Source organism: Chryseolinea serpens, from assembly GCF_900129725.1.
Lineage (GTDB): Bacteria > Bacteroidota > Bacteroidia > Cytophagales > Cyclobacteriaceae > Chryseolinea > Chryseolinea serpens.
The window spans coordinates 435,670-455,776 of record NZ_FQWQ01000003.1 but is presented as its reverse complement, the minus strand read 5'-3'; the positions used below and the strand labels follow the sequence as shown (position 1 = coordinate 455,776).

Here is a 20,107-nt window from a genome sequence, read left to right as displayed (position 1 = left end):
GGTTCTTTTTGAAAGAAGCTGAGGCGCGATTCAAACCACGTAAAAAACAAAGACTGCCCTTGCGAGCAGTCTTCATTTATTTCAAGGTACTGTGATGCTTTACGGTTTCTCGATGCAATTGAACATCCAGTTTATTCCATAGCGATCGGTGAACTCCCCGAAGTAGGCACCGAAAAACATATCTGCCAAAGGCATCGTCACGTTGCCGCCACTTGACAGGGCATCAAAAAGCTTTTTGGTTTCGGCCCGTGTGGAGGGTTCCACGCAGATGTGCATGTTGTTGCCCTGCGTGAGGGTCATTCCCATTTCCTTTGGCGCATCGGTAGCCATCAACACATGTCCGCCCAGGATGGGCAGCTCCACGTGCAACACCATCTTCTTGATCGGGTCGGGCACCGGGGGATGTCCCGCTTCCGGGGGAATATCGCCAAAACGTTTGATGCCTTCGCCGCTGAACTCGGTTCCGAAAACGGACCGGTAGAATTTGAACGCCTCCTCTGTGTTGCCAGGGAAATTCAGATAGGTTGTGACCCGCGGTTTTGTATTCGTCTTTAATTGTTTGCGAATTTTGAATTGAGCTTGCAGGTATTGCTCCAGGTTTCCGAGTGCCATGGTGAAGCCGGTCTCGAAGCCCATCGCCAGCAACTGCTGGAGGTTAGCCTCGCTTGCCGACGTGATCTCCACCGTGATCTCCGTTCCGCTGCCCATCGCGCGAAAGGCGATCTTCCAACGCGTCTCGCCGAATTCTGTATTCTTCACACCCTTTTCATCAACAAAATAATCGGTGGTCTCGAAGCTTTTTTGAGGATCGATCTTGTCAAAATCAACTCTCGCCCAATGCCGTTCGTTGTTGGGGCCCACCATGGAATAGAGCCAATGGCCACCTTTTTTGAAATCCATGGTTTTGGTTTCGGTCTGCCAGGGTCTCGGTGCCCACCATTGGTCGAGCAATTCCGGCTCGGTCCAGGTGAGCCAAACCAACTCGGGCTCGGCCTCAAAATACCGGGTGATGGTGATCTTTTTGTTTGCCAAGTCTTTCACGACTTGCGTTTCCTGTGTTTCTACGTTACTTACCATGACGTTTTGATTTAAGTTGTTTTAAAACATTATCCAGTTGATCGAAGCGCTTTTCCCACAACCGTCGGAAGGGCTCCAGCCATTCGTCTACTTCTTTCATTTTTTTGGGGTTACAGTAATAATAGATCTCCCTCCCCGATTGTTCCTGGTTCACCAGTTGGCATTCGGTCAGGACCTTGATGTGCTTTGATACTGCCTGGCGGCTCGTATCAAAATGTTCCGCCAGGGCATTGGGCGTCATGGCCTGCAATGCAATGAGCGTCAGGATTGCCCTCCGCGTGGGGTCGGCAATCGCCTGGAATACGTCTCTTCGTTCGATCATATTTTTAATCAGCAACTATATGGTTGCAAATGTAAAAGCAACCATATGGTTGCGCAAGACTTTTCCTGAAAAAATTTTTATGGAACTCCTAATTCATTAATACAAAGCGCTTTGGGTGATCGCGGGCGGACTTTTTTTCGGGAATGCCAATTCAGAATTTCACCAGAATTCGTGACGGAAGGGCATAGATTCTCCAGGCGAAGCGATTCGCAGGCAATGGTCGGATGGGCTTTGATGCTGAGTTAAGCGTTGCGGCTCATGGATATTGGAAGGTCATGTAATCCATGGTTTGAATGGCGTTGCCGCTGAAATCGAAGTAGGCACAATTGTCCAGGGTCGAGCCTGTACCCCACTGGTCCTTCATGCCCGACGTTATCGCTCCAGGCTCCCAGGGAATGACACCCACACCGCCTCCTTGCTTCACTTCCGTGGTGAGTTTTTTCATCAGGTCATATTGACCTTGGATGGTGAAGGGAAAACCATTGAGGGGTTGTGCATCGCCAAACAGGTTGTTGTAGCTGTCGGCGTTCTCGCGGGTCCAGGGATAGCCGGTTTCCAGGATGATCACGTCCTTGTTGAAGCGTGCTTTGAAGCCGGCAACTTTAGCGGAGATATCGTCTATGGCCACCGTGGTATGCCAGAGGGGATAATAGGAAAAACCGACCATATCAAAATCGGTGACCAGCGCCTGGCTTTTTATATTGTCGAACCACCATTCCACATTTTTCGGGTCAGCAACGTGCAGGATCACTTTTGTTTTGGTGGATGCAGAGGCCGACACATCGCGTACGGCGCGGATGCCCGCATTCAAAACTTCGCCGGCATTCGTCCATTGATTGTTGCAGACGTTGCAGGATGGAAATCCACTCGGCGCATCGGTAGACAGCAGGCCACAGTTGATCTCGTTGCCCAGTTGAACCAACTCCGGCTGCAGGTTTTTGCCCTGGAGATAATGCAGGGTTTTGAACGTGTAGTTATAGACCGAATCGCTCAAAACCTTTATCGATTTAATATCCTGCCAGGCTTCGGGGATATACTGTTTTTCGGGATCGGCCCAGGTATCGGAATAATGAAAATCAAGCAACACCTGTAGTCCCAAAGCTTTGGCGCTGGCAATGGTGCGCTCAACGTCTTTGATGTCGCTGTACAACTGAGTTCCCTGGTCGCCATACTTTTCTTTCGTCCAAAGCGGATTGTTCCAAAGTCTTACGCGCACGAGATTCAGTCCTTTGTTCTTGAAGATCTGATAAGGATCTTTCACCACGTTGTCTTCTTTATAAACGCCACCGTGGTCGAGGATCTCGTTCACCCACGAGAGGTCGGCCCCAAAATAAAAGCTACCCCCGTCGACCGGCGGGGGTTCGCTTTGGGAAGGATCGTCTGAATGACAAGCCATCAAACAAAATAAAATCAGGAAAAGAAATTTAGATGCGTTCAAGTATATTTTGTTTAAGTGATCGATTGTCATTCAGACTAAATTCAAAATAAATGATCTAGGGCATGTCTACTTCGAGGTTATAAAGATCCACAGTGATGGTATACGACCCCGTTGTTCCCGTGAACTTGAAATTGGAATCGTTCCCTCCCCCATTGATCAGCTGCGGGCTGATGGTTCCTTCTTCGAAATAGGGAAAGTTACCAAAACCGGCGGACCAATCGGGTCTGTCGAAAAAGCGGAAGATGGAATTGTTTGTAAAATTTGTCGTGCCCGTATACTTGCCGCCGCCGAGCCACGTCATTTTAAATGCGTTGCCCAGGTTCCAGCCCTGGTCGTCGCCGATCAGGTAAAGCGTGGGTTCGTCTGTGGCCTCCACGGTGATCGTCTTGGTATTGATGTTGACCACCAGTTTGTAGACTCCCGTTGTGCTATTGAACAGGAAATTCGAATCGCCATCGGCGCCGTCGCCCAACTTGCTATCGATCGTGCCGCTGGCAAAAAAGCTATGGCCATACTGATCTGCAGCCCAATCGGGAGACACAAAGAATCTGAATTTTCCATTCTCCTGAAATTGTCCGATCACTTCAAACTCGCCACCCCCCAAGCTGTGCATCTCCAACGCCTTGTTCAAATCCCAACCCTGCGCGTCGCCGATAATAAACAGCGTCGGCGCCGAAGCGGCTTCCACGGCGATGACCTTATCCTTTAACGAAACGGTGACCTTATAATATCCCGAAGCACCACCAAACAGAAAATTCGAGTCGCCATCGCCGCCATCCGACAACTCGCTGGCTATAGTTCCGCCACTGAAGAAACTCCATCCCCACTGTTGAGCCGTCCAGTCCGCTGTGGCAAAGAGCCTGAACTTGCCGTTGTTCTGGAAAACGCCCGTGGCTTCATAGGTGCCGGGTCCCGTGCTCTGCAACACCAATGCGTTCGCCAGGTTCCAACCTTGGGCATCGCCGACGATGTAAACGGGAGGAAACGTGGTGGCGTAGGGTGTTACTGTCAGGTTAATAACGGTTGAGTAAACCGGCGACACCTTGGCGTTGACAGACGAACGGACTCTTACTTTGATGCCTGCCGCTTCTTCCGGAGTCAATCCCAAGCCAAGCAAGGCTGCATTCAACTCGCCCACGGTCATGGTTGCCGTGGTGTTGTTTGCCGAAGGAAGCGTGAACGGATCCGAAAAATCGGATTCTGCTTTGTCGATCTCCAGCGTGTAATCCACCGCCGCTTCGAAGCCATAGTCGGGCACTGACCATGTGAACGTTTCGAAGTCTTTGTCGCCGTCGTCATACGAGAGCGTGTAGGTAGATCCCGATAGCGGGGCGAGTGTATTCGCGGCTACGTTTTCTTTCATGGTCACGATCTGCGTGTCTTCCTCGCAAGCCCATAAGGCCAGGAGCGCAAAACCGAGTATGAAGGGTATAATTTTGTTTTTCATGTCGTTCATTTTTTTGGTTTACTCGCCACCGGGGTAGCCATCGTTTTGCTTCAGGGTTGGGTTGGCCGCCAGTTCGAAGGCCGGTATGGGAAACAGGTTTCGGAATGCCTCGGTGGGCGCGCCGGCTTTGGTGTTTCCTTTCCATGACCACAAATAGTCGCCACCCGTCAACAGCCCATAGCGGATGAGGTCGGTGCGGCGGTGGCCTTCCCAGTAGAGCTCGCGTGCTCTTTCGTCGAGAATGAACGACAGCGTTAACTGGCCGGCATTGATGTTGCCCGAGTCATCGCCGAAGGCTCTTGTGCGGATCGCGTTCACATAGTCAAGCGCAGTGGACTGCGAGCCTCCCGCGCCTCCCCGCAACACGGCTTCCGCATACATGAGGTAGGCATCGGCCAGGCGGAACATGGGATAGTCGGTATCCACAAAATCGATGCTGCCCCCGCTGGGTGCGCTGCCGCCGGCCAGGGTTTTGTTCGTGAATTTTGTTACGGCATAGCCGTCGGTGAACGTGCCCACGTCGTCGATCTCCAACTTCTGTCCATCGGTGTGGAACATGGCGCGCGCATCGCTATCGCCACTCGTGTCGGGAAATTTCGCGACGAATTCGGGCGTGACACGATTTTGTGCCCAGCCGCTCGATACGCCGAAGTCGGCCGAATTCATGTTGCCGCCAATTTCTCCATGAATGATATAGGCCATACCACCATACGTCTGCGTGTGCACGGCGTCGTGGTTGATGGTGAAGATCAACTCGGGGCTGGTATTGTTGTCAGCCACGAAATTGTGACGATATTCGGTCGAGAGCGTATAGGCATTGCGCGACAGGAGTTTATTCAGGGCTGTGATACATTCCGTATTTCTCTCTGTTCCGGAATAGACTTTAGCGTTCAGGTAGAGTTTAGCCTGAAGCATCCACAACGCGGCCTTATCGGCACGGCCGTATTCAAATTTAGGTTCGCCCAAACCTTCCTCGATTTCCGTCAGTTCCTTTTCGATGTAAGCATACAAATCTGCGCGCGTGGTTTGCTTTGGAAAAAATGATCCCGGCTCATCGGCTTCCGTCACGAAGGGTGGATTGCCAAAAAGATCGAGCGCGTGGCTGTAGGCGAGCGCGCGGATGAAGCGGGCCTCGGCATGATACATTTTCACGTCCGTATTCGTCGATGCTGCGGACGCACGGATAAACTCATTGCAATAGGCGACGGTGAGCATCACGCGCGTATACAACGCACCGATGAAGGTGTTCGTGGGCGTCCATGTTTGCCAATGGAGCGGGTGGATGGTGCCATCCTCGGTCCAGCTGTAAACAGCCTCGTCGGTGGTCAGCTCCTGGAGATTCCAATAGCCTCTCAGGTAGATCCCAAAACCAATATCGAGGTTGGAGATGTCCGGGTCGGCGCCGGGACCCGACTGACCCGCCACGACAAAGCTGGCATATAGTTTGGCCAGCCCCATTTTATAATCCGCCGGAGTGTTGTAGGCATACGCCGACGTGACCGAATTCGGGCCCAGCGGTTGGGGATCGAGATCGCTGAAACAGGATGTGAGCAGCGCGAACACCGTCAGCATCACCATGGTCATTTTAAAGGATATGATTTTCATAGGAGTATGCATTAATAGGTAAGGTTTACACCCAGCATAAACACCCGGGCGCGTGGATAGATGTTGTTGTCGATGCCCGTGCTCACTTCCGGGTCGATGCCGCTGTACTTCGTGATGAAGAAGGCGTTCTGAACCGTGAGGCTCACCCGCGCTTTCAGCTTGTCCGACAACATCGGTTTCACATTGTAGCCCAGGCTCATGTTATCCATCTTGAAGAAGGAAGCATTCTCGATGTAATAATCCGAGAAGGCCTGATAGGTATAGAAGTCCGTGTTCCTGATGGCTGCGGGCATGTTGGTGAAGAATCCGATGGACTGGTACAGGTTTGCGTAGTTGGCCGAGCCGGCCTGAATGCCATTGTACAAATAGTTGCCAAAGCTGGCGCGTCCCGAAAAAGAAAAGTCCCACTGCTTATAGTTCACCCGCGAATTGATCCCCAGCAGGTATTGTGCCTGTGGACTGTGCAACCGGTATTTGTTGTCATCGCTTCCGGAAACCACGCCACCCTGACCGCTGCGATCCACATACAGTCCTTCGACAGGCTTGCCTTCGCTGTTGTAGACCTGCTGCAAAACAAAGAAGCTGTTGATGGGATAGCCCACCTGGATGTTCTGAATGTACTGTTGCTTACCAATCGCGCCGGCACTGACGCCTTGATAGTTGGGATCCTCTGTCTTGAGCAGTTTGGTCACCTTGTTGACGTTGTGTGCCGCGTTTACGCCGACGTTCCATTTGAAATTTTTTGTCTTCACCAGCGTCGAATTCAGGGTGAGTTCGATCCCCTTGTTTTCCAGGTTACCGACGTTGGTCACCAACACGTTTGAAAAGTTGCTGCCGCCCGGGATGGGGATGGAGTTGATCAGGTTGCTGGTCTTTCGTTGATAGACATCGATGGTACCGGAAAGTTTCCCGGCCAGGAAATCAAAATCAAGACCGATGTCGGTCTGGGCCGTCGTCTCCCATTTCAGGTTGGCGTCGTAAGGTTGCGGGCGATAGGTGTTGGTGAACGCGTTTCCAAATTGATATTGCGAGGTCGAAGAGCTCGACTGGTAGGTTGACAGATACGGGTAAGGATTATTCGAAACATCCTGTTGCCCGGTCACGCCATAGCTCGCTCTCAGTTTCAGATCGGTCAACGCGCTTACGCCGGACAGGAAGGCTTCCTTATTTATATGCCATCCCAATCCCACCGCAGGGAAGACCACCCACCGGTTGTCTTTGGAGAATCGTGAAGACGCGTCGTCGCGGAACGACAAGGTGACGAGGTATTTTTCATTGAAGGAATAATTCAATCGGCCAAAGAAGGAGATCAGCACGTTCGGGTTGGAGATGTACTGGCGGGGTATCGGATTTCCCTCGGCGTCGAGCGAATTGTCGCTAAAGATGGTTTGGGCCGCGTTGCGGATGAAGCTGGAGCCATCGCGGTCAAACCGTTGATAGGAATACCCCACGGTCACGTCCAGGTTGCTTTTGCCGATGGCCTTGGTGTAGTTGGCATACAAGTCCAGGAGTTTCGATTTGTTTTCGCCGGTGTAGTCGTTCAGTTGTCCTATTCCGCTGGCATAGGTGAAGGCTGCGTTGGTCGGATTGTTATTGTGGCCTTTCGAGCTTGAGTAGTCGAAGCCTCCGTTGGCGGTGAGTTTTAACGCGGGCAAAAATTTAAGCCTGTAGTCGATCTGCAAGGTGCCGATGCCGCGATACACACTGGCACGGTTGTCGGTCTGCATCAACAAGGCAACGGGGTTGCTGGTGGCCAGGGAGATGGGGTCGCCATTCGGATCCATCGTGGTGGCCGAAGGAGGATTCACCCACGAGAAGAAGCCACCCCACCGCGTGCTGCCGTTGTACACCGGCTGGGTGGGATCGAAAGAGACCGCCGAACCCACGGCGCCCGTGTTGCCAAAGTTCTGATTTGTATGCGTGCCTTTGAATGACGCGGATACTTTCAGATCGCCATCCAGAAATTCGGGCGTCAGGTTTACGTTCAATGAGTTCCGTTGAAAGTTTGTCGTTTTCAGAATGCCGTCCTGGTTGGTGTGGCCAAAGGATACACGGTAGGGAAAGTTTTTGAAAGCCCCCGACACGCTCACGTTGTGATCCTGTGTGAAGGCTTTCCGATAGATTTCTTTTTGCCAGTCGGTGTTGGCATCCCCCTGTCGTTCGGCAGCTTGTGCCGTGAGACCGGGCACATCGCCGCGGGCCAGCAGTTCGCTGGTGAGCGAACGCATTTCATCGCCACTCAAGACATCGACATATTTCATGGGTGAGCTCAGCGAGAAATTTCCATTGTAGGCAATCTGTGGCTTGCCTTCTTTTCCTTTTTTGGTGGTGATGATGATCACGCCGTTGGAAGCCCGCAGACCATAGATGGCGGTGGCCGATGCATCTTTAAGGACGGTGAACGTTTCAATGTCGTTGGGATTGATGGACGCCAGGCCGTTGGATTGGCCCGTCACAGCGTTGGCATCCAGCGGAAAACCATCAACCACGATCAGCGGCTCCTGGTTGGCTGAGATGGAGCCGCTGCCGCGGATGCGAATGGTGGCGCCTGCGCCCGGAGAGCCGTCGGTGGTGCTCACCTGCACACCGGCAATGCGACCGATGAGCATGTCCTGCGGCGAGGAGACCACGCCCTTGTTCAGGTCTTCAGGTTTCACGGCCACCACGGCGCCGGTCAGATCTTTTTTCTGATTCGAGCCATAGCCCACCACCACGATCTCGCTCAAGGCTTTGATGTCGGGGAGCAAGGTGATGGTGAGGTTGGTTTGGTTGGCGGGTTGGAGCTCTTGTGTGGCATAGCCTACAAAAGAGAAGCTTAGTGTGCCGCCGTCCTTTACCACAATGGTGAAATTTCCTTCGCCATCGGTGACGGTGCCATTGGTCGTTCCTTTTTCAAGGATACTGACCCCGGGCAAGGCGCCACCGTCGTCGCCGGACAGGACCTTGCCCCGGACGGTTTGCCCCTGGGCAAAAACACCGCCGGCCATGATCAGTAAGCCTAAGAGAGTGAGTAGTTTTATATTCATAAGCAGATTTGGTTTCAACCGTTTGCAAGTTCGATTCAAACGGTTTCGGCGGGCGAAAAAAATTGCGCACAAATGGAAAAAAATCGGTCAGGACGACAGCAAAAAAAGGTCGTTTATAAAAAAAATATCACCATCCCCTGACGGGTTTTTGACTCGAAAACCTCCAAATTCATCCTGATTTCACAGCTTTTCATTTTGACTTCCCCTCCGCTGGCAGGCTGCCGACGCCGGCCATCCCAATCCCACCCATTTCGGTTTTTAGTCGAAAGCCGTAATTTTCAATGTGAAGGCAACCGGTATGATCAGAAAAAGGACATGGGTTTTGGTGTTGACAGGCGTTGCGCTATGCCTCACGACCGCTCTGTACGGTCAGTCTTTCTTTTTTTCAAACCTGTCGACGCGCGATGGACTCCCTTCGAATGTTGTCGCCACCGTCGCGCAGGACACACACAATTATATATGGATCGGCACCGACAACGGCCTGGCGCGATACGATGGCTATGTATTCAAAACCTTCCGCAGCGCCGACAATCCGCATTCGCTGCCGGAGAATGGCATCTGCACGTTGCTGGCCGACGGCGACTCGTTGTGGGTGGGCACCTGGAAGGGATTGTGCCGGATCAACACGCGCAACTTTCAGATCTCGCGCATCACGCAAGTGGGCAACGCCGCCATCCGCTCACTCTATAAAGATAAAAAGGGCAATGTGTGGATCGGAACGCTGAATGGCTTGTGGCAATACAGTCCCGACAAAAAATTCAAAGCCTACACCGTCGAGAACAGCAAGCTCAGCCACAACACCGTCCGCAGCATGTATGAAGATGCTCATGGCACGCTTTGGGTCGGCACCTACGACAAGCTCAACCGGTTCGATGCGGCGAAGGGCGAATTTCTGGCGATCGACCTGAAAGGAAATTACAAGCCTGAGCTCAAAAACAATTTGATCGTCGACATCAAACCCGTGAAGGATGCCGATTCCCTTTTGTGGGTGGGGACGGAAACAGGTTTGTGTTTATTCAACACGCAAACCCTCCGCTACACGCATTTTGCAGGCAAAAGCTCCGGCTTTAGCAACGAGGTCATCAAACACATCTACACCGGCCCCGATGGCCTGCTTTGGTTGGGCACCGACTTTGGTTTGAACTTGTTCGATCCAAAAACAAAAAAGAACACCATCTACTTTCACAATCCTCGTGTCAGCTACTCGATCGCCAACAATGTGATCTGGCAGATCTTTGAAGATTCGGGAGGAACGATCTGGCTCATCACCGCCAATGGCATCAGCAAAGCCAACAAAGACAACCAGAATCTACGGTATCACGACGTGACCTATGAGTATGATCACCAGGCCATCGGCAACCAGGTGAAATCCATTCTCGTGTCGAAAAAAGGAATCGTTTGGATCGCTACCATTCACGGTGTGATCCGCATGGATCCAAAAACAGGCGCTCAAAAAATATTCGACATCGAATCGACGGCAGCGGATCGCATCATCTTCAACAATGTTTTTACGCTCGAGGAAGACGACCTGGGACGGATCTGGATTGGCACCGCCGGTGGCATCAATGTGTGGGACGATGAGAAGCAAACCATGCATGCCATCAGCGCCAATGCCGAAAATGGTCTCTCCTCCAACTATATCGCCCGCTTCATCAAGGGTCCCGATGGCTCGTTCTGGGTCAGCGCCTGGGAGGGCGGTCTTTTCAAAATGGTGTCGGGGTTTGAAAAACTGGATAAGATCAGATTCGAATACGTCGCCGATTTTGGAACGGAGAAAATCATTTACGCTGTCAATGCGCTGTGGAGCATTCGCAACCACGAGTTGTACCGGATCGATCTGAATGCCTATGTGCCCAAAAAAATCGAAACCTTTAGCAGAGCGGCCAAGGGACAAAACATCAACAACCTGTATTACGCTCCCAAAGGCAGCATCTGGGCCGGGGCGCTGAACGGATTGATCGAATACCGGCTCGACACCGACTCGGCGCGTTTTCATCCCATCATCACCGGCAGCGATGTGGTGTTGAACAATTTCATCAGCGATCCCTCCGGCAACATCTGGGCTGCAACCGACAAATACATCCTGAAATACAATCCCCAAAATGCCACGCCGGAAATTTTTCCGCTGGACAAAGACCTTCCGCTAAAAATGTTCTACGCCGGTTGTGTAGCCCGCAGCAAAGACAACGCGTTGCTTTTCGGAGGCGACAATGGTTTTGTGAGCTTCACCACCGACATCAAGCCCAACACCTATCAGCCCGATGTTTTCATCACCTCCATCGAGATCAACAACAAGCCGATCCAGCCCTTCCAGGAATTGAACAATCATACCACGCTCACAGAAGATGTTTCGTTCACCCCAGCCCTAACACTCGACTATTCGCAGCGCTCCGTCACGTTCAGCTTTGCGTCGCTGCACTACTGGCAGCCCGACATCAATGTGTTTGCCTATATGCTGGAAGGCCTCGACACCGACTGGACCTATGCATCGGGCACGAAAAATTTTGCCGTGTATTCCAATCTGTCGCCGGGCACGTATCGCCTCCACGTGAAGGCCACCAATAACTATGGCATCTGGAGCCCGAAAGAAGCCACCATCCAGGTGGTGGTTCGCCCGCCGCTTTTCCTGAGTCCCGGTTTTATCGTGGCCTATGCGTTGGTGGCAATCCTGGTCACCATCATTGCGTTCCGGATTTATGGCGTCCGCTTAAAATTGAAGAACGAAGTGAAGATCGCGCGCCTCGAAAAAGAACATGCCGAAGAGATCGTTCAGGCTAAACAGGAATTCTTCACCAGCATCTCGCACGAGCTCCGAACCCCCATCACCCTCATCATCCCTCCCATCCAGCAAATCCTCAAACGGAACAACCTGGACGAGGAAGATAAAACCCTGATCACCATTGCCGAAAAAAATTCGCAACGGCTGCTGCGTCTCATCAACCAGTTTCTCGATTTCCGGCGGATCGAGCACGGCAATCAATCGTTGAAGCTCAGCTGGTTCGACCTGGTGCCCTTTTGCCAGGAACTCTACAACCTGTTTACCGACAAGGCCGCGCGCAGCGAGATCGACTTTATTTTCACTCCGCGCGTGGAGTCCTGTCCCATCTGGGCGGATAAGGAAAAGATCGAGATCATTGTGTTCAACCTTTTCTCCAACGCCTTCAAGTTCACTCCCCGGAATGGGAAGATCGAATTTATCATCGACATCGAGCGGGATGCCTCTGGCAAAGGTTCCGTCCGGTTGACCGTTGCCGATTCGGGTGTGGGCATCGCGCCGGAAGAACACGCAAAAATATTTGAGCAGTTCTATCAGACCAACGACGCCCGGAAGATGGAAGGCGGCTCGGGCATTGGGCTTACGTTGGTGTCGGAATATACCAAGCTGCACCGCGGTGAGACAAAACTGACCAGCGAACCCGGAGCCGGAAGCACCTTCGCCATCACCTTGCCCCTGGGCAATGAACACTTTCCGGTAGACCAGCAGGATGAGGGACGCGAAGTGAACGTGCTCGCCACACGCGCCGCCAACAGTCCCGGCGATTCGTATGAATTCAACCTGAGGTCGAACAAACCCCTCATCCTCCTTGTCGAAGACAACGTCGACATCACGGACCTCATTCAGGTGTCGCTCAAAAACAAATACTGTTTTGTCACCGCCGAGAACGGGGAAGACGGGCTGCACAAGGCGCACACCTTGTTGCCCGAGATCATCGTCAGCGACATCATGATGCCGGTGATGGATGGCCTGGAGTTTTGCCGGAGGATCAAACACGACAACAAGACCAGCCATATCCCCATCATCGTGCTCACCGCCAAGAGCCTGGTGAGCCAGCGCATTGAAGGCATCCGGATGGGAGCCGACATCTACCTTACCAAACCCTTCGAGATAGAATTGCTCGAAGCGCACATCGACCACTTGTTGGAGCGTAAAAAAGAACTGGCCCAATTCTTCAAAAATGAATTGATCACCGAACCCAAAATGAACCAGGGTGCCGAAAACGAAGACGACCGGTTCCTCAAGAAAGTGATGAACGTGATCGAGGCCAACATCGCCAGCCCGGACTTCAACGTGGAAATGATCGGCGAAGAGATCGGCATGAGCACCAGTCAACTCTACCGCAAGCTCAAATCGCTGACGCACCTGGGGGCCAACGAGATCATCAAGAAATACCGCATCAAGAAAGCGTCGCTCCTGTTGAAGAACAAGGAGGGCAATATTTCGGAGATCATGTACGAAGTGGGGTTCTCGAACCTTTCTTATTTCTCAAAGTGCTTCCGGGCCGAATTTGGGCTCACACCAAAGGAATACCAGCAACGGGAAAGCAAACCGTCGTATGACTTACCGCAAAACCTGGAGACCGGCTATTCCGCCAAACATGCCAATATTGAAGAAGGAACGCCGATCAACGAATGATCCCGCATTTCATCTTAAAATGGTCTATTTTTTTCTTTTTGTGCAGGATTATTCTCCTCTCACACCCCAGTTTAGAAATTACTTTGCACGACCAGATACAACCCAGAAAATGAAAACGACTTTATCTCCCCTACTCCTCTTCCTATCGCTTCACATAAGCGCTGCAGCGACTTCCACCAACAGCCCTACGCCAGAAAAAAAAGCGCCGGCTTTTGTAAAGGGCGCCGACATCAGTTGGCTGCCGCAGATGGAGGCCGGGGGTTATGTTTTCTATGACGACCAGGGCAAACCACAGGATTGTTTCCAGATCCTCAAAGACCACGGCATCAATACCATTCGCTTGCGCACGTTTGTCAATCCTTCCGACAATCCGCACAGTGGCCATTGCAGCAAAGACGAAACCATCGCCATGGCCAAACGCGCCCAGCAGTGGGGCATGCGGGTGATGATCGATTTTCACTACAGCGACAGTTGGGCCGACCCGGGCAAACAAGTAAAACCAAAAGCCTGGCAAGGCCACGGGTTCCCACAACTGCTCCAGGATGTTTATGATTATACCCACGACGTGATGACCGGTCTGAAAGCACAGGGCATCACACCGGAATGGGTGCAGGTGGGCAATGAAACCCCGGGCGGCATGATCTATCCCGAAGGCAGCACAAAAACCTGGGACAGCCTGGCGCAACTCATCAACAAAGGGTACGACGCCATCAAGGCCGTGAGCCCGAAAAGCAAGGTGATCCTGCACGTCGACCAGGGCAACAACATCCCCCGTTTCAGAACGTGGTTTGACAATGCAAAAGCCCACGGCGCAAAATATGATGTGATCGGGTTATCCTACTACCCCTACTGGCTCGACGGCAACCCCGACTACACGCTGAGCATCGACGACCTCGCCAAAAACATGAACGAAATCTCCGCGCGCTATGGCAAAGAAGTGATGGTGGTGGAAGTGGGCGGCGAAGACGATAAAGTGCAAAACACCTACGACATGCTGGTGGCCGTCATCAAAAAAGTGAAGGCTGTGCCAAACCATAAGGGCCTCGGTGTGATCTACTGGGAGCCCGAAGGCGCCCAAAGCTGGAGCCGCTACAAGCTGAGCGCCTGGGGCAGCGATGGCCGGCCCACGAAAGCCATGGACGCTTTTTTGGTGGAATAACCTCGTTTGAGCGCTTTTTGCGGGGAATCCGGGGAGGGAATATTATTTTTTGTTCGTAAATAGTGGTAAGGAAGGTTTCACCTGTCCTCTTGAAAACCCCTACCCTATGAGATCAGTTGCCATATCCATTTTGCTGGTCGGACTGCTGGCACAATGTCACGAACCCAACATCGCCAACCGGGACTACTTTCCTCTCAACGAGAACACCGACTGGGAATACCTGCACCAATATTTCGCCACCGACGACAATAAAACATTCCTCTGGGCAGACACCATAAAGCTCACCATCAAAGGCGACACCGTTCTGGACGGCATTACCTACAAAAAGGTAGTAGACGACCAGGGGGCTATCGACAAAGCCTTGCGCAAAGAAGGAAACAAATACTACGGCCGGAGCCATGAAGTGTACCAGGGTTTTACAAACGAATACCTTTTCCTGGATGAAGACGCCACCCTCAACACGACGTGGACAAACGACAAGGGCAATGGTAACCGCACCGTCTACACGGTAGTGGCCGTGAACGGCACCCGCACTTACAATAGCACCACCTACAAAGAGGTCATGGAGTTGAAGGTAGAATACTACCTCGGGGATGATCTTAACTACACCACGCGTCATTATTATGCCCGTGGCGTTGGTGAGATTTATGCTTTTTATCCATACCCCTCATCGTTCACCTATAGCGATCTTGATATCTCGCTGTTGAACTACGCTCCATAGCGCTCGTTTGTCCGGGACGATTTTGCCCGTCAGGCAATCTTTGCCATGCTATCGACGTGATCCTAAGTGTTCTCCCCTGATAAATCCCAACAAAAGAGGTTGTCATTCGCGACAACCTCTTTTTCATTAACGTCTCTCTGAAACAAGATCTGCTTGTCGCTTGTTATTTTTTTGGATCGCGCGGTTTCCCCAAGCGAGCGTTTCTTTCGTACCTTACGGGAAGATTCCCTATCGGCAAATCTATAATTCTATCAGATGACAGTTACCAAGACACAGGTCAACATACCCAAATACGCTTTTGAACAAGATCCGTCCACGGGCAATACGGTGTTTCGAATCAAGAAAAACGATAGCCTTGTCAACTACCGGAAAGCCGAATTCCTGGTTCCCCATCGGAAGGATTACTATTTCATGGCGTTTATAAAAAAAGGCGGCGGCCGTCATTGGATCGATATGACGTCGTATACGATCAAGCCCAATAAATTCTATTTCACCATTCCGGAACAAGTCACCCTGAAAGAACAAGCCACGCAAATAACGGGGGTGATCATCTGTTTTACAAAAGACTTTCTTGCCTTGGATGAAAACCATTCCCTGAGGAAACTTCCCATCATTGAAAATCCTCATCACGGACACGAACTGGATCTGACTCCGAAGGACATTGTGTTCATAGAAGACATCCTGGAGAAGATTTATCTCGAATACAACGCGAAAGGCGAATGGCAAAATAACATGCTCCTGGCCTATATGGAAGTGCTCTTGATTTACTTAAGCAGGCTCTATACCGAACAGTTCAGCCAGCCCAAGGAATCGCCGGACCGCCAACTGTTAAAAAAATATCTTTCGCACATCGAAGAAGCCTTTTCCGAATTTCATGAAGTAGCGGCCTACGCCGACCTGATGAATATTTCCGCAGGACACCTGAGCGAATTCGTGAAAAAGCAAAGTGGAAAACCTGCCATCGTACACATTCACGAACGGCTGATCCTGGAAGCCAAGCGAATGCTTCTCCACTCCGACGACTCCATAAAAGAAATAGCCTTTCAGCTCGGCTTTGAAGATGCCTCCTACTTCAATAAGTTTTTCAAACGCCTCACCCAGCAAACCCCGCTGCAATACCGAACGGCCATCCGTGAAATTTACCATTGAAACCTGAAAGACTGCCGTTCCCGCCGGGCAGCGAAGAATACCTTTGTGTTGTTAAACCAACACTATGAAAACAGCACTGATAACGGGAGCCAACAAGAGCATTGGCTTTGAAGTCGCAAAACAACTCGCGCAAAAAGAACATTTTATTTACCTGGGCAGTCGTGACCTGAAGAAGGGTGAAGAGGCGGTCGCCAAATTGAAAGCACAGGGATTGAATAACGTCGAAGCTATTCAAATCGAAGTCACTGACCTGGATTCTGTGTCGGCTGCCGCCACCCGCCTGGCACAAAAAATAAATTCCCTCGACGTATTGATCAACAACGCGGGCATCAGCGGAGGCTTTCCGCAAAGTCCTACCGAAGTTGACACGGACATGATCCGGAATGTTTTTGAGACCAATTTTTTCGGACCTATTGAAGTGACCCGGAAATTTATGGGGCTGCTAAAAAAATCGGCATCTCCCAGAATTGTGAATGTCACCTCCGGTCTGGCTTCGCTCACGCTGCACAGCGATCCTTCGTGGAAATACTATGCGGTGAAAGGCGCAGCGTATGGTCCGTCGAAAACAGCGTTGAATGCTTACACCATTGTCCTAGCTCATGAATTGAAAGACACTAATTTCAAGATCAACATTATTGACCCAGGCTATACGGCAACCGATTTTAATCACCATCGCGGTCCCGGAAATGTGGAAGACGCCGGGAAGTTTGTTGCCAAGTATGCTTTATTGGGGGGTGATGGTCCTACGGGGAGATTCTTCAGTCTTGATTTTGAGGGGAAAGATAATGAGAGTCCCTGGTAAGATTTCTCCAGCAGGAAAAATTCCAAACGTACTCGCCTAAAAGAAGCAGTCGTTAAGACAACCGGTCTCGCAACAACAGTGCGAAGCCAGATCAAGCGCAGCTAGCCCGTGCCAATCCAAGCGCAGGAGATCGATCTGATCTTCCTTTGGCACGTTTTAAAATTCATTTGTGCAACCCCGGGCTAAAGCCCGGGGTTGTGTAAAAACAAAAGAGACCTTCTGTTTCAAGATGGTCTCTTTTGTTTTGACATACTTGTGAATAAGCTCTGGTCGGAACCGAGCGATTTCTTAGGATGGTCCTAAAGGATTTTAACGTACGGGTTACTTGCTACCAGGCATTTCGAAATCATTTGAGCGGCGAACTGGAAAACCGTTCTGTTGCAAAAACCACCTCCCATCGATAAGTTTGTCGTTGACAATCATCCCGACAGCTTATCCATCGATAAAGGCAACCCAAGAAATGCAAGATTTGAATGACGAAATAGAAAATGATGACAGTGGACCGGGATGCGGGGCTACCATTGTGTTGCTGTTAGCCGTCTTCATTTACTTAGGATATCGGCATATTAAGGATACGCAATACAGAGGGCAGGTCACCTATAGCCCCGCGTACACCGAAGGTGAAATCGTTGCATACCGTGAGAGCACGTCAGTGGAGGGCGCTACTTCTGCAGCTATTGAGTATAGCTACACGGTGGAAGGCAAACACTACAGCAGAAAAGTCGATATATCCGTGAGGTCTTTTAGGTGCGAATCCCTGGACTCCTGTTCAAAAAAACGGTTTTGGGTTGTCTACTCAACACGCGATCCGCAAAAAAGTATGATCAATTTCCAGCTCGAGGTTCAGCATACCGAACAACCCGAACCCTTCCCGAATACGGACGATTTTATTTAAAGAGACTGTCCAAAAAGGACAGTCTCTCTTATTGTGACCCAACTGTGAATTTGATCTAACCGAACCCCGGATTATTTCTTACTATCATCCGGCTTCTTCGGACCGTCGTTTTTCTTGGGGTCCATCATTTCCATCAGCTTCAATCCGAGCAAGCCTTCCATAGCGGTTCCGTTGCTGTTGGCGCCGCCACCGATGAGCACGTCGGGGATGAGTTTGATGTGACCTTTGGAAAGTTCTTCCGTGATCTTGTAGCGTGTGAAGTTCTCACCACCGAGGGCTTCCACCGCCAGCTCATAGGCTTCGGCCGTGGACTTACCGATGGCGAGGATCTTTTCTGCTTCCGCATTACCCGTCAACGAAATTTGCTCAGCTTGTGCAGACGCGCGCAGTTTGATCGCTTCCGATTCGGCTTGTGCGCGGGCTTTCGTGGCTTCGGCTTCGGCGTGGGCCCGCATCTTGGTGGCCTCCGCTTCGGCGCTCACCGCCAACTTCACGCTGGTGGCATCCCCCTCCGATTTTTTTACAGTGGCGTTGGCCGTGCGCTCGGCGATCTCCACGCTTTGCTGAGCCTTCACAATATCTTTCTGCATGTCGGCAATGGCGGTTTCCTTTTCCATGCCTTGTCGGGTCTCTTGGGCTTTCTTTTGCGTGTCGTACGTGACCTTTTGTTCTTCGGCGATTTTCCGGTCGGTCAGCGTTTTCATCAGCGACTCCGGCGGCACGATATCACCGATCAGTGTGTCGACGGCGTTCACGTTATATTCGTCCAACACCTTTTTGATATGAAACTTGGCGGCCTCCTGTCTTTCTTTACGCGTGCTGAGGAAGGCAATCACATCGCTGTCCTGCGCCGAGTTCCGGAAGTAGTTACCAATCGTTGGCTCGAGCACCTGCGACACGAGGTTGATCATGTTCCCGAAACGCGCAATCACTTTCGGCGCTTCCGTGGTGGGCACGTGAATGATCTGCGCCACGTCGAGGTTGAACGGGAAGCCGTCTTTGGAACGCACGGTGATGGTGCTAAGGTTTTTGTCGAGGTTGTGCGCTTCACTGCGCGCGCTCGCCCAGTTCAACACCAGGTTTGTGGTGGGCACTTGCTCCACCTTCATGATGTACTTGTTGATGGGATACTTACCGGGACCCAGTGGCTCGAGCCAAACGCCTTTAAATCCCTTCTGAACAATGTTACCGTGTTTGAATTCCACGCCCGTCAGGTCGTGTCCGTCCTGGCCGATGTAGGAGATCACCACGCCCACATAACCGATGGGAATTTCCGTCATGGGAATCTCTTCCACCTGCACCGCCCACGGGTTGAGGTTGTATGATCCCGCCAGGATCACCTGGGGCTGAAGTCCACGGTTACCCTGGTTCTTGATGAACCTGTCGAAATCCTGAAAGTTGTTGTGGCCTTCCACCAGTTGTCCGGCAATTTGTCCCGGCTCGATGGGCTGGCCGTCGAGGGTGGTGACAATGCCGACCATGCTTTCCTGGATGCGGATCATTTCGGTGATGGAGATCTGGAACAACAGCGTGTTGATCCGGTACGATCCCGATGTGATGTAGTTTGCCTGGCGGCCCCGTTGTCCGTTGTTGTTGAGAAATTTTTCGGCGTCCTGGTAGTTGTCACAGTCCACGCGTTGACCTAAAATATTTCCGGTCGGAATTTCTGCGCCGTCTTTGGAGAGGATCAAACCAATCTTGCCTTCGGGAATGATCACGAAAGGCTGCATGTTCACTTCATATTGCCAGAACCATTTTCCAAAATACAATCCCGGCGCCAGCGTCTTGGCCTGAAAGCCGGCTTCGCCACGGGTAGCGACGATGCGGCCATCGGGCAACTCGCGAAATTCACCAAAGAGTACGAATTTTTTTGTCACCAACCCGATCCGGTCTTCCGGCACGATGACCATGCCGAACAGGAACCGCAAAATGTACTTGTAGAGCAGAATGCAGATCACTACAACAATGACCCACCAATAACTGAAAATTGGACTTTCCATACGTGTTTTACTTTTAAGATTAAATGAAGGGGATAACTATAGACGGAGATTG

General features: G+C 51.5%; 13 protein-coding genes. 6 read left to right on the top strand and 7 right to left on the bottom strand.

Going from position 1 to position 20,107, the window contains the following annotated elements; genetic code table 11:
* Positions 1-99: 99 nt before the first annotated feature.
* The 6 genes from BUB30_RS21650 to BUB30_RS21625 form a co-directional block, all read right to left on the bottom strand.
* A complete protein-coding gene (locus BUB30_RS21650) occupies positions 100-1,077 on the bottom strand; it encodes an SRPBCC domain-containing protein (protein WP_073138111.1) in 978 nt (325 codons plus the stop codon).
* Positions 1,067-1,399, bottom strand: a complete 333-nt coding sequence (locus BUB30_RS21645; RefSeq protein WP_073138109.1) for an ArsR/SmtB family transcription factor — start codon at positions 1,397-1,399, stop codon at positions 1,067-1,069. The genes BUB30_RS21650 and BUB30_RS21645 overlap by 11 nt, the downstream gene beginning before the upstream one ends.
* 256 nt (positions 1,400-1,655) lie before the next feature.
* Positions 1,656-2,837, bottom strand: coding sequence for a glycoside hydrolase family 53 protein (locus tag BUB30_RS21640; protein WP_178377168.1), 1,182 nt, complete (start codon positions 2,835-2,837; stop codon positions 1,656-1,658).
* Between the two features lie 55 nt (positions 2,838-2,892).
* On the bottom strand, positions 2,893-4,284 hold the full coding sequence (locus tag BUB30_RS21635) for a SusE domain-containing protein (RefSeq protein ID WP_178377167.1): 1,392 nt from the start codon (positions 4,282-4,284) through the stop codon (positions 2,893-2,895).
* Positions 4,285-4,302: 18 nt separating this feature from the next.
* A complete protein-coding gene (locus tag BUB30_RS21630) occupies positions 4,303-5,889 on the bottom strand; it encodes a RagB/SusD family nutrient uptake outer membrane protein (RefSeq protein ID WP_073138103.1) in 1,587 nt (528 codons plus the stop codon).
* Between the two features lie 11 nt (positions 5,890-5,900).
* Complete coding sequence (locus BUB30_RS21625; RefSeq protein WP_073138101.1) at positions 5,901-8,915, bottom strand: SusC/RagA family TonB-linked outer membrane protein; 3,015 nt, start codon at positions 8,913-8,915, stop codon at positions 5,901-5,903.
* Positions 8,916-9,213: 298 nt separating this feature from the next.
* Between BUB30_RS21625 and BUB30_RS21620 the strand changes: the two genes are divergently transcribed.
* The 6 genes from BUB30_RS21620 to BUB30_RS21595 all read left to right on the top strand — a co-directional run bounded on the left by BUB30_RS21620 (position 9,214) and on the right by BUB30_RS21595 (position 18,055).
* Positions 9,214-13,329, top strand: a complete 4,116-nt coding sequence (locus BUB30_RS21620; protein ID WP_073138099.1) for a hybrid sensor histidine kinase/response regulator transcription factor — start codon at positions 9,214-9,216, stop codon at positions 13,327-13,329.
* Positions 13,330-13,438: 109 nt separating this feature from the next.
* Positions 13,439-14,488, top strand: coding sequence for a glycoside hydrolase family 53 protein (locus tag BUB30_RS21615; protein ID WP_073138096.1), 1,050 nt, complete (start codon positions 13,439-13,441; stop codon positions 14,486-14,488).
* 106 nt (positions 14,489-14,594) lie between these two features.
* Positions 14,595-15,209 carry a hypothetical protein gene (locus BUB30_RS21610; protein WP_073138094.1) on the top strand — a complete coding sequence of 205 codons (615 nt, stop codon included), beginning with the start codon at positions 14,595-14,597 and terminating at the stop codon, positions 15,207-15,209.
* A gap of 255 nt (positions 15,210-15,464) precedes the next feature.
* Positions 15,465-16,358: an AraC family transcriptional regulator gene (locus BUB30_RS21605; protein WP_073138092.1), complete on the top strand. Its 894-nt coding sequence runs from the start codon at positions 15,465-15,467 to the stop codon at positions 16,356-16,358.
* Between the two features lie 64 nt (positions 16,359-16,422).
* The gene (locus BUB30_RS21600; RefSeq protein ID WP_073138090.1) at positions 16,423-17,160 is read left to right on the top strand and encodes an SDR family oxidoreductase; all 738 of its coding nucleotides are present in this window, start codon (positions 16,423-16,425) and stop codon (positions 17,158-17,160) included.
* Positions 17,161-17,620: 460 nt separating this feature from the next.
* Positions 17,621-18,055: a hypothetical protein gene (locus BUB30_RS21595; protein ID WP_143165027.1), complete on the top strand. Its 435-nt coding sequence runs from the start codon at positions 17,621-17,623 to the stop codon at positions 18,053-18,055.
* Positions 18,056-18,126: 71 nt separating this feature from the next.
* Here the strand turns inward: BUB30_RS21595 and BUB30_RS21590 are convergent, their stop codons facing one another.
* Positions 18,127-20,055: an SPFH domain-containing protein gene (locus BUB30_RS21590; RefSeq protein ID WP_073138086.1), complete on the bottom strand. Its 1,929-nt coding sequence runs from the start codon at positions 20,053-20,055 to the stop codon at positions 18,127-18,129.
* Between the last annotated feature and the right edge of the window lie 52 nt (positions 20,056-20,107).

Excerpts from the sequence above, each read along its gene's own strand:
- BUB30_RS21650 (WP_073138111.1), bottom strand. The coding sequence starts at position 1,077 with ATGGTAAGTAACGTAGAAACACAGGAAACGCAAGTCGTGAAAGACTTG.
- BUB30_RS21645 (WP_073138109.1), bottom strand. The coding sequence starts at position 1,399 with ATGATCGAACGAAGAGACGTATTCCAGGCGATTGCCGACCCCACGCGG.
- BUB30_RS21635 (WP_178377167.1), bottom strand. The coding sequence starts at position 4,284 with ATGAAAAACAAAATTATACCCTTCATACTCGGTTTTGCGCTCCTGGCC.
- BUB30_RS21630 (WP_073138103.1), bottom strand. The coding sequence starts at position 5,889 with ATGAAAATCATATCCTTTAAAATGACCATGGTGATGCTGACGGTGTTC.
- BUB30_RS21625 (WP_073138101.1), bottom strand. The coding sequence starts at position 8,915 with ATGAATATAAAACTACTCACTCTCTTAGGCTTACTGATCATGGCCGGC.
- BUB30_RS21620 (WP_073138099.1), top strand. The coding sequence starts at position 9,214 with ATGATCAGAAAAAGGACATGGGTTTTGGTGTTGACAGGCGTTGCGCTA.
- BUB30_RS21615 (WP_073138096.1), top strand. The coding sequence starts at position 13,439 with ATGAAAACGACTTTATCTCCCCTACTCCTCTTCCTATCGCTTCACATA.
- BUB30_RS21610 (WP_073138094.1), top strand. The coding sequence starts at position 14,595 with ATGAGATCAGTTGCCATATCCATTTTGCTGGTCGGACTGCTGGCACAA.
- BUB30_RS21605 (WP_073138092.1), top strand. The coding sequence starts at position 15,465 with ATGACAGTTACCAAGACACAGGTCAACATACCCAAATACGCTTTTGAA.
- BUB30_RS21600 (WP_073138090.1), top strand. The coding sequence starts at position 16,423 with ATGAAAACAGCACTGATAACGGGAGCCAACAAGAGCATTGGCTTTGAA.
- BUB30_RS21595 (WP_143165027.1), top strand. The coding sequence starts at position 17,621 with ATGCAAGATTTGAATGACGAAATAGAAAATGATGACAGTGGACCGGGA.
- BUB30_RS21590 (WP_073138086.1), bottom strand. The coding sequence starts at position 20,055 with ATGGAAAGTCCAATTTTCAGTTATTGGTGGGTCATTGTTGTAGTGATC.